The 9,538-nt window shown below is 65.5% G+C and carries 7 protein-coding genes and 1 pseudogene (1 of these 8 running past the window's edge); 2 read left to right on the top strand and 6 right to left on the bottom strand.

Annotation, left to right across the window (positions count from 1 at the left end; genetic code table 11):
* Nucleotides 1-179: 179 nt before the first annotated feature.
* On the top strand, nt 180-467 hold the full coding sequence (locus tag AC5Y21_RS21880; protein ID WP_499915385.1) for a hypothetical protein: 288 nt from the start codon (nt 180-182) through the stop codon (nt 465-467).
* A gap of 230 nt (nt 468-697) precedes the next feature.
* On the opposite strand, the gene AC5Y21_RS21875 is transcribed toward AC5Y21_RS21880, so the two are convergent.
* Complete coding sequence (locus tag AC5Y21_RS21875) at nt 698-919, bottom strand: hypothetical protein (protein ID WP_499915383.1); 222 nt, start codon at nt 917-919, stop codon at nt 698-700.
* Nucleotides 920-1,093: 174 nt separating this feature from the next.
* On the opposite strand from AC5Y21_RS21875, the pseudogene AC5Y21_RS21870 reads away from it, so the two are divergent.
* Nucleotides 1,094-1,291: pseudogene (locus AC5Y21_RS21870) on the top strand (carotenoid oxygenase family protein); the annotation flags it as partial.
* 214 nt (nt 1,292-1,505) lie between these two features.
* Here AC5Y21_RS21870 and AC5Y21_RS21865 read toward each other — a convergent pair.
* The 5 genes from AC5Y21_RS21865 to AC5Y21_RS21845 form a co-directional block, all read right to left on the bottom strand.
* Nucleotides 1,506-2,366 (bottom strand): TIGR03619 family F420-dependent LLM class oxidoreductase, encoded by an 861-nt coding sequence (locus tag AC5Y21_RS21865; RefSeq protein ID WP_499915381.1) that lies wholly within the window; start codon nt 2,364-2,366, stop codon nt 1,506-1,508.
* Entirely contained in the window at nt 2,363-2,986 is a 624-nt protein-coding gene (locus AC5Y21_RS21860; RefSeq protein ID WP_499915387.1) for a PaaI family thioesterase, read from the bottom strand. The genes AC5Y21_RS21865 and AC5Y21_RS21860 overlap by 4 nt, the downstream gene beginning before the upstream one ends.
* A gap of 26 nt (nt 2,987-3,012) precedes the next feature.
* Entirely contained in the window at nt 3,013-5,994 is a 2,982-nt protein-coding gene (locus AC5Y21_RS21855) for a bifunctional [glutamine synthetase] adenylyltransferase/[glutamine synthetase]-adenylyl-L-tyrosine phosphorylase (protein ID WP_499915379.1), read from the bottom strand.
* 21 nt (nt 5,995-6,015) lie between these two features.
* A complete protein-coding gene (gene glnA, locus AC5Y21_RS21850; protein ID WP_499915378.1) occupies nt 6,016-7,356 on the bottom strand; it encodes a type I glutamate--ammonia ligase in 1,341 nt (446 codons plus the stop codon).
* A gap of 149 nt (nt 7,357-7,505) precedes the next feature.
* Nucleotides 7,506-9,538: the end of a non-ribosomal peptide synthase/polyketide synthase gene (locus tag AC5Y21_RS21845; RefSeq protein ID WP_499915376.1), read on the bottom strand. It continues 27,850 nt past the right edge of the window; only the last 2,033 of its 29,883 coding nucleotides appear in the window; its start codon lies beyond the right edge, outside the window; it ends in the stop codon at nt 7,506-7,508.

Raw genomic sequence — 9,538 nt, 5'->3', positions numbered from 1 at the left:
CGAATAGTTCCGGTGCACTCGATGTTGCTCTGTTACCGGAACGTGGCCGAGACGTACTTATTGCTGAGCTAGGTTTACGACTCGGCTGATTTACTGCCTCCTCGCACTCGGGCGTGACGAGAGGCTCTCCTCCGCACGTGAACGCGCGCGCCGGATATCGCTAATTGCTAAGGAGTTGTATGGATTTCGAGGGTTGGTATACCCGCGACCTTATGTCGCTGGCTCAACGAGCACTACGAAGCGACAGCATTGACAGGGGAATGCTTTGTAGGGCTGCGATCAGGGTCATCGACAACCCTCCTCGAGATGGCATCTTGCGGAGTTTGGCTGACCACGTGTGCCAAGCCGTCTTCGGCTGGGCTTGCTTCGACGGCTCGCCTGCACGGCTGGCCGGTGTGGTGAAAAGCTATGAGACGGCGGCGAGCGCACTCCAGGTCGACGAACGACTCAAGAACCTGCGACACTGAGATTTCCAGTTGCGCGTTTCTCATCAGTCCCATCCGTCACCGAATGTCCGACGTGCGCCATTTTGTCCACCTTCAAGCGACAACCGTTGCGCGGCAGGACAACTTGTCGCTTTGAGGCGGACAAAAAGACGCCAGTCTCGTCTCCGGTGATGGGTGTGACTGATGTGTCCAGCAGTGTGCCGAGCCAATTTTGAACGGCCGGCTTTATGTCTGCTCGTCCAAACTCACCGTTACATCTTGGGTCGGTGGCCGATGATCCCCCGCGACATTCGTACCGGCGTTCCGTCGACCATCTCCACGACTTCGAGCCACGCGCCTGGGGCCACATAGTGCCGGTGAATGTCCTCGCGCTTCATCTGGATAATCAGCACGCCGGCGTCGGTGACCTCGAAGCTGTCGAATGCGCCGTAGTCTCGCGTTTCGCCATTGGCGAAAACCACCGTAAACACCATGCGAGCAGTATGGCGTGCGACAGCCAGCCATCACGCGCGAGGTCCTACCGGGAACCGCGAGTGCCGTCGATCTTTCCCTGGTGCGCGGATGCTTGACAGGTGTCAAAATATGGCAGCAGGATGGTCGTCCATCAAGCGCAACAGATTGATGTCGCGCAGTGTAGGAAGTCTGTCATGACCAACCGCTATCTACAGGGTCCGTTCGCCCCGCTTTAAGAGGAATACACGCTCACGGACTGCGAGGTTGTCGGGACAATTCCGGACTACCTAGACGGGCGGTACCTGCGCAACGGGCCCAATCCGATCGGCGAAATCGATCCGGACCGCAGCCACTGGTTCATTGGCGACGGCATGATGCACGGCCTCCGCATCGGCAACGACGTGTAGTACTTCGATGTCGTGGGGCACGACTGGGGCGGCGGCCACATGGTGAACCTGGTAATGCATCAGCCCGAGCTCGTGCGTCGCACCCAGACTTAAACGAGACTTAAATTACTGCGACTCCCATCGGCGGGTCTTCGCAGCAGGTTAAGTGTCGCGGACCGGACCACGGCGCCCCCCCGCGCGGGCGCCGCGAGCAGACGCCCTACCCGTCGAGCGCGAGGTCCTTGCGGAACCGCCGCATGCCGTCAATCTTGTCGGCCAAAGAAGCGTCCGGCCCGGCGTAGAACATCCACGGCATGGTGATGATGCCGGTGATGCCGGCATCGGCGGCACGCTGGTAGTCCGCGGCGGTGAACGCGTCGGTCAGTGGTGTCAGAACGGTGAAATCGTCCATAGACAAACCGTTTTCGGCCCGCAACTCGCGCAGCCGGCCAACGGCCTCGATGGCGCGGTCGGTCTTGATCAGGTCGCCGATCCAGCCGTCGTGGCGGGCCGCGCGACGCAGCGCTATGTCACTGAGCCCGCCCACATACACCGGTATCGGCGGCGGCGTTGGCTGCATCTCGAGCCGTGGCGCCTGATAAAAGTCGCCGTCGAACTCCGTCCACCCCGGCTCCCACAGTGCCCGCATCAACTCGATGATCTCGTCGGTGCGCTTCCCGCGGGCGGCGAATTGCTCGCCCATCAAGGCGAATTCCTCTCGGCACCAGCCCACACCGATGCCCAGCTCCACCCGTCCGGATGCCAAAACCGCCGCGGTGCCAATCGCTTTCGCTGCCGAGTAGGGATTGCGCATCGCGGGGATGTAGACGGTATTGACAAACCGCAGCCGCTCGGTGACCTGAGCCAGCGCACCCACGAGAACCCAGGGATCCGGCCAGTCTGTGAAGGGCTGCCAGCGTCGTTGCCCGTCTTTGGTGTACGGATACGGGGTTTGCAGGGTCTCCAGGTTGACGACGTGGTCGGGGATGCCGATGCCGTCGTAGCCGAGTTCGTCTGCGGCCTTGGCGATCTCGATGATCTCCCGGGTGTTCAGGAAGGCACTGCTGACGTAGAACTTCATTGCCCGATTTGCCCGTCCCGTGCCCAGGATGGCTCGATGAAGACGCCTTCGGCCTCGACGGTAACCCCTGCGGCGTCCGAAATAGAGCCGCCGGCAAAAACTTTCACGCCCTCCCTGCGGTCGATCCACGCGTCGCAACGAAGTGGGCCCAGCGGGGTGCCCCGCAGATACTTCACGGTGATGGTTCCGGTGAAACGCGGCTTGGACAGCCCCTCGCTGGCCGCCTCGCCGAGCATGTGGTCGAGCACCAGGGCGCTGACACCACCGTGCACCAGCGTGGGCGGACCCTCATACGCCGGGCCAAGGACGAACTCGCTCCAGCAGCGCCCACCGCCCTCGTGATGAACGACGACCGGCGGAGCGATCGGGTTGCACACGCCGACAACAGCATTACCCAGCGGTAGCGGACGACTGTCGACGCGGTAGCTCACCCCGGCCGGCCGGCTCCGTCGACGCAGCGACTGGGTGACGGCCTCGATCGCGCTCCGCGCCTGCGCCACGACGTCGTCGTCGGCCTCGGTGCGGATCGTGGCCTCGACCAGTTCCCGGACGGCGTCGGCCAACGGAGCGTACAGGGCCGTCACCCGATCAGCTTCCCCCGCGCTCAACACCTCGAACATGTCGCCCAGCGGGCCGACGTCCTGACTCAACTTCCGAACACCCTGCGTACCACTGCCTTCGCGCGCCGCGTCACCCGCAGATAGTTGTCCAAAAACTCGCTCCCGTCATCGTTCGGCCAGCCCGCCGCCACCGCGACCGCGTTGAGCTGACGGCCCGGCCCCGGCAGCTGATCGGTGGGCTTGCCGCGGACCAGCACCAGCGCGTTGCGGGCACGGGTGGCGGTCAGCCAGGCCTGCCGCAGCAAGTCCACTTCCTCTGCCGGAACCAGGTCGGCCTCGGCGATCACGTCCAGGGATTGCAGCGTCGAGGTGTTGTGCAGGGCCGGGATCTCGTGGGCGTGCCGCAGTTGCATCAGCTGTACGGTCCATTCGATATCGGCCAATCCCCCGCGGCCCAGCTTGGTATGCGTGTTGGGGTCGGCGCCGCGCGGCAACCGCTCGGACTCCACTCGAGCCTTCATCCGGCGGATCTCCCGCACCGCGTCGGCCGACACACCGTCGGGCGGATAGCGCGTCTTGTCGGCCATCCGCAGGAACCGCTGCCCCAGATCGGCGTCGCCGGCGACCGCATGAGCGCGCAACAGCGCCTGTACTTCCCACGGCTGCGCCCACTGCGCGTAGTAGGCCTCATACGAAGCCAGCGTGCGGACCAGCGGGCCGTTGCGACCCTCGGGCCGCAGATTGGCGTCGACCTCGAGGGGCGGGTCGACGCTGGGGGTGCCCAGCAGCGTTCGAACCTGCTCGGCGATCGTCGCCGACCAGCGCACCGCCTGGGAATCCTCGACGCCGGGCGCCGGCTCGCAGACGAACATCACATCGGCATCCGACCCATACCCCAGCTCAGCCCCGCCGAGCCGGCCCATGCCGATCACCGCGAACGCCGCCAGGGGCTTGCCGTCGTCGGGCAGGTTGGCCCGGATCAACGCATCCAGAGCGGCCTGCAGCACCGCCACCCACACTGAGGTGAGCGCCCGGCACACGTCGGTGACCTCGAGCATGCCGAGCAGGTCCGCGGAGCCGATGCGGGCCAGCTCGCGACGGCGCAGCGAGCGTGCCGCGGCGATGGCCCGGACCGGGTCGGTGTGACGGCCGGCCGACGTGATCAGCCCGCGGGCCACGGCATCCAGGTCGGTCTCGAGCAGCTTCGAGCCGGCCGGCCCGTCGCTGTACTGCTGAATGACCTCGGGCGCACGCATCAGCAGGTCTGGCACGTACGCGGAAGTGCCGAGCACGTGCATGAGCCGCTTGGCCACCGCGGGCTTGTCCCGCAGCGTGGACAGGTACCAGGTTTGGGTGGCCAGCGCCTCACTGAGCCGGCGGTAGGCCAGCAGGCCGGCGTCGGGGTCGGGCGTGTAGGACATCCAGTCCAGCAGTCGGGGCAGCAGCACCGACTGCACGCGTCCACGCCGTCCGCTCAGGTTGACCAGCGCGGACATGTGCTTCAGCGCGGCCTTCGGGCCTTCGTAGCCCAGCGCGGCAAGCTGGCGCTCCGCGGCCTCCGGCGTCATGCCGCCGCCGGCGATCTCCAGGCCCGCCGGACCGATCGACTCCAGCAGGGGCTGGTAGAAGAGCTTCGCGTGCAGCCGGGACACCCGCACGTTCTGGTTCTTGAGCTCCTCGCGCAGCACCCCCGCCGCGTCGTGGCGGCCGTCGGGCCGGACATGCGCCGCGCGCGCCAGCCAGCGCACCGCTTCGTCGTCGTCGAACTCGGGTAGCAGGTGGGTGCGCTTGAGCCGCTGTAGCTGTAGCCGGTGCTCGAGTAGCCGGAGGAACTCGTAGGACGCGGTCAGGTTGGCCGCGTCCTCGCGCCCGATGTAGCCGCCGGTGCTCAACGCCGCCAGCGCATCGACCGTGGACGCCACGTGCAGCGACTCATCGCTGCGGCCGTGCACCAGCTGCAGCAGCTGCACGGCGAACTCCACGTCGCGCAATCCGCCGGTACCCAGCTTGAGTTCGCGGCCCCGGACGTCGGCGGGCACCAGCTGCTCGACCCGGCGCCGCATGGCCTGCACCTCGACCACGAAGTCCTCACGCTCGCAGGCCACCCACACCATCGGCAGCAGTGCGTCCAGGTAGCGCCGGCCCAGTTCCGGGTCGCCGACCGCGGCCCGGGCCTTCAGCAGCGCCTGGAATTCCCAGGTTTTCGCCCAGCGCTGGTAGTAGGCGACGTGTGACTCGACCGTGCGGACCAGCTCACCACTACGCCCCTCCGGCCGCAGCCCGGCATCCACCTGGAAGAACGCCGCCGAGGCCACCTGCATCATCTCGCTGGCCACCCGCGCGCTGAGCGCGTCGGCGCGCTCAGCGACGAAGATGACGTCGACGTCGCTGACGTAATTCAGTTCGCGGGCACCGCATTTGCCCATCGCGATGACCGCGAGCCGCGGCGGCGTGTTGTCGCCACATACGGTCGCCTGGGCGACCCGAAGCGCCGCCGCCAGTGCCGCATCCGCGGTGTCCGCCAGGTGCGCAGCCACCAGGGTGAACGGCAGCACCGGTTCGTCCTCGACGGTAGCGGCCAGGTCCAGGGCGGCCAGCACCAGCAGGTGATCGCGATACCGGGCGCTCAGTCGGGGCACCGTCGAGCCCGGCGCGGCCAGCGCTTCGTCGCAGCACTCGTTGAACGACTGGGCAAGCTGCTCGCGGGTGGGCAATGTGCCCTTGCCACGCAACAGCTTCCAGGACTGTGGATGGGCAACCAGGTGATCGCCCAGCGCCAGCGACGACCCCAGCACGGCGAACAATCGCCCCCGCAGACTCCGGTCGCGAAGCAGGGCCGCGCTGAGTTCGTCCCACCCGGTTTCGGGGTTCTCGAACAGCCGGATCAGGACTCGCAGGGCCGCGTCGGCGTCCGGGGCGCGCGACAGCGACCACAGCAGTTCGACGTGGGCCTGGTCGTCTTCGTCATACCAGCCGAGCTGCGTCAGACGCTCGCCGGCGCGGGGGTCGACCAGTCCGAGCCGCCCGGCGCTGGGCAGCCGGGGGCGCTCCGTCGCGGGCCTGGTCACGCAACGACGGTAGCGCAACCGCTACAGCGACAGGTAAGTCTTCAGCTCGTAGGGGGTGACGTGGCTGCGGTAGTTCGCCCACTCCCGACGCTTGTTGCGAAGGAAGAAGTCAAAGACGTGCTCCCCCAACGCTTCCGCGACGAGCTCGGAGGCCTCCATGGAACGAAGCGCGCTGTCGAGGCTGGACGGCAGCTCGCGGTAACCCATCGCGCGGCGTTCCTCGGGCGTGAGGTCCCACACGTTGTCCTCGGCCTGCGGCCCCAGGACGTAGCCTTTCTCCACCCCGCGCAGGCCGGCGGCCAGCAGCACGGCGAACGCCAGGTAGGGGTTGCACGCCGAGTCCGGGCTGCGTACCTCGACCCGCCGCGACGACGTCTTGTGCGGCGTGTACATCGGAACCCGCACCAGAGCCGACCGGTTGGCCGCGCCCCAGGAGGCGGCGGTGGGCGCCTCGCCGCCGACCACCAGCCGCTTGTACGAGTTGACCCATTGATTTGTAACCGCGCTGATTTCAGAGGCGTGTTCCAGGATTCCGGCGATGAACGACTTGCCGACATCCGACAACTGCAGCGGGTCGTCGTCACTGTGGAAGGCGTTGACGTCGCCCTCGAACAGGCTCATGTGGGTGTGCATCGCCGAGCCGGGGTGTTGCCCGAACGGCTTGGGCATGAACGTCGCCCGCACACCTTCTTCCAGTGCCACCTCTTTGATGACATAGCGGAAGGTCATCACGTTGTCGGCCATCGACAGGGCGTCGGCGAAACGCAGGTCGATCTCCTGCTGACCCGGGGCACCTTCGTGGTGGCTGAACTCCACCGAGATGCCCATGAACTCCAGCGCCTCGATCGCGTGCCGGCGGAATGTCGACGCGGATTCGTGCACCGCTTGGTCGAAGTAGCCGGCGTTGTCGATCGGAACCGGCGACGACCCGTCGTCCGACGCGGACTCCAGCAAGAAGAATTCGATTTCGGGATGCACATAGCAGGAGAAGCCGAGATCGTTGGCTTTGGCCAGTTGACGCCGCAGCACATGCCGCGGGTCGGCCCACGACGGCGAGCCGTCCGGCATGGTGATGTCGCAGAACATCCGCGCCGAGTGCTGGTGGCCGGTACTGGTGGTCCAGGGCAGCACCTGGAACGTCGACGGGTCCGGGTGCGCCACGGTGTCGGACTCCGACACCCGCGCGAAGCCCTCGATGGAGGAGCCGTCGAAGCCGATGCCTTCCTCGAAGGCGCCTTCGAGTTCGGCCGGTGCGATCGCGACCGACTTCAGGTAGCCGAGCACGTCGGTGAACCACAACCGCACGAAGCGGATGTCTCGCTCCTCGAGCGTGCGGAGGACGAATTCCTTCTGTCGATCCATACTCGAACAGTAGGCAAGTCGTGTTAACAGCGTGTTACGGCCGAAGCACTGGTGCGCCTTGCTGCGTTACGCCTGAGCAGGCAAAACACCCAATACCAAGGTTGTATCCGCCTACGTCGACCGCCGGGAGTTTCCCCTACACCGCGGCCTCAGGTTTCCAACAAGAGTTTGAGCTGTTCGCCAGAGAGGTTGAGCGATTCGACAGTCAACATGTTTTCATGCACGGAATTGATCGAGTGCTCGGTGATATCGCCAGCGACGTACGGCCGCCAAGCTTGGACAAGATATTGGCCTCGACCGCTGTCGCCACGCGCGGCAGAGAATATGACCACATCACCATCGAAGATGCGGGGTTCGTGAGTTCGCTGCAACTCCGTATTCGTATTGAAGTTTTGGATTAACCAATCCACAAGCCGTTTGTATCGAGGAAAATCTTTGACCCCTCGTGCGAGCATTACCTTTTCTATCTGATCGGCGGTAAGCGGCTCTTCCTGCTCGGGAATATCTATACCGTAGAACCGCAAGATTTCTTCCAGCATCTGCTGGTCCTCTAATGGATGGTTCGGCAAGGTCGCGCCCTCGAGACTGAACTGGGCATCGAAAATGATGAGGCGTCCGACCACATATCCACGTTGCTGCAGCTCGATAGCGATTTCATGCGCGACGAGGCCGCCAAAAGACCAGCCCAGAAGATTGTAGGGCCCGTCCGGATCCACCTCTTGGACCCTGTCGGCGTAGTTCCTCGCCATCTCGCGAATTGACCGGGGTTCGGCTTCGCCGTCCTGAAGGAGTTGTTGAATTCCGATGATCGGGCAGGCCAGGTAATGGCCAAGACGCTGATACGGCCAGCTCATTCCACCGCCGGGATGGACGCAGAACAGCGGAAGACCGGTGCCCTCTTTGAGGACCTCCATTGGGACTACTTCTAACTCGCTGGCAGGTCTGCCCAACTGCTGGCTCAAGCTGCCGACGGACGGCGCGCGGAACAAAGTTCGCACCGAAAGGTCCGCATCCAAAGTGGCATTGATCGCCGCGATCACCCGCATCGCCGAAATGCTGTCGCCGCCCAGATCGAAGAACGAGTCATCCACCCCGACTCGCTCGACACCGAGCACCTCGGCGTAGATGCCGGCCAGGATCTCCTCAGTGGGGGTAGCAGGGGCGCGGTAACGATCGGTGCCCTGGTATTCCGGTGCCGGCAGGGCGCGTCGGTCGAGTTTCCCGTTGACCGTCAACGGCCATGCGTCAAGCGCCACCACCGCCGCAGGGACCATGTATGCCGGTAGCCGCGCGGCCAGCGCGGCGCGTGCCCCGGCCGGATCTGGCGTCCCGCTGACCCCGGTGATGTAGCCGACCAGGCGTTTGTCGCCGGGGTGTTCTTCGCGGGCGATCACCACCGCCTGCTCCACCCCGTCCAGCGCGGCCAGCGCCGCCTGAACGTCGCCAAGTTCGATGCGATAGCCGCGGATCTTGACCTGTTCGTCGGCGCGCCCCAAATAATCCAGCTGCCCATCAGCGCGCCAACGCACCAGATCCCCGGTGCGGTACATCCGTTGTCCAGGCCCGCCGAACGGACACGCCACAAACCGCGACGCGGTCAACCCGGCCCGACGCCAATACCCGCACCCGACGCCGCGACCGACGATGTACAACTCGCCGACCACACCGGTCGGCACTGGGCGCAACCAGCCATCCAGTACGAAGAAAGCAGCGCCGGGCACCGGCGAGCCGATCGGCGGCGACCCCGACCCCGCCGTCAATGGCGCACTCTTGGACGCCCACATCGTCGTCTCAGTCGGGCCGTAGACGTTGATCATCACCCGCCCCGACGCCCAGCGATCCACCAGCTCGGCAGGGCAGGGCTCGGCGCCGATGACCAACGCCGCCGACTCCAACCCCTCCGGCGAGAGCATCCCCAGAGCCGAGGGAGTCTGGGTCAACACGCTGACCCGTTCGGCAACCAGCAGGTCGTAGAAGTCCTCCGGGGAGCGCGCCACGTCTTCGCGCACCACCACCAGACGACCCCCATGCAGCAATGCACCCCAGATTTCCCACACCGAAAAGTCGAAGGCCAACGAGTGAAACTGTGTCCACACCTGCCCCGGCGTCAACTCCACGCCAGCATCCAGCGAATCGAACAGCTGGATCACGTTGTGGTGGTTGACCGCCACGCCCTTGGGCA

This window comes from Mycobacterium sp. NGS41 (assembly GCF_059812725.1).
The sequence above is the reverse complement of the archived record's forward strand: the minus strand, read 5'-3'. Positions and strand labels throughout refer to the sequence as shown.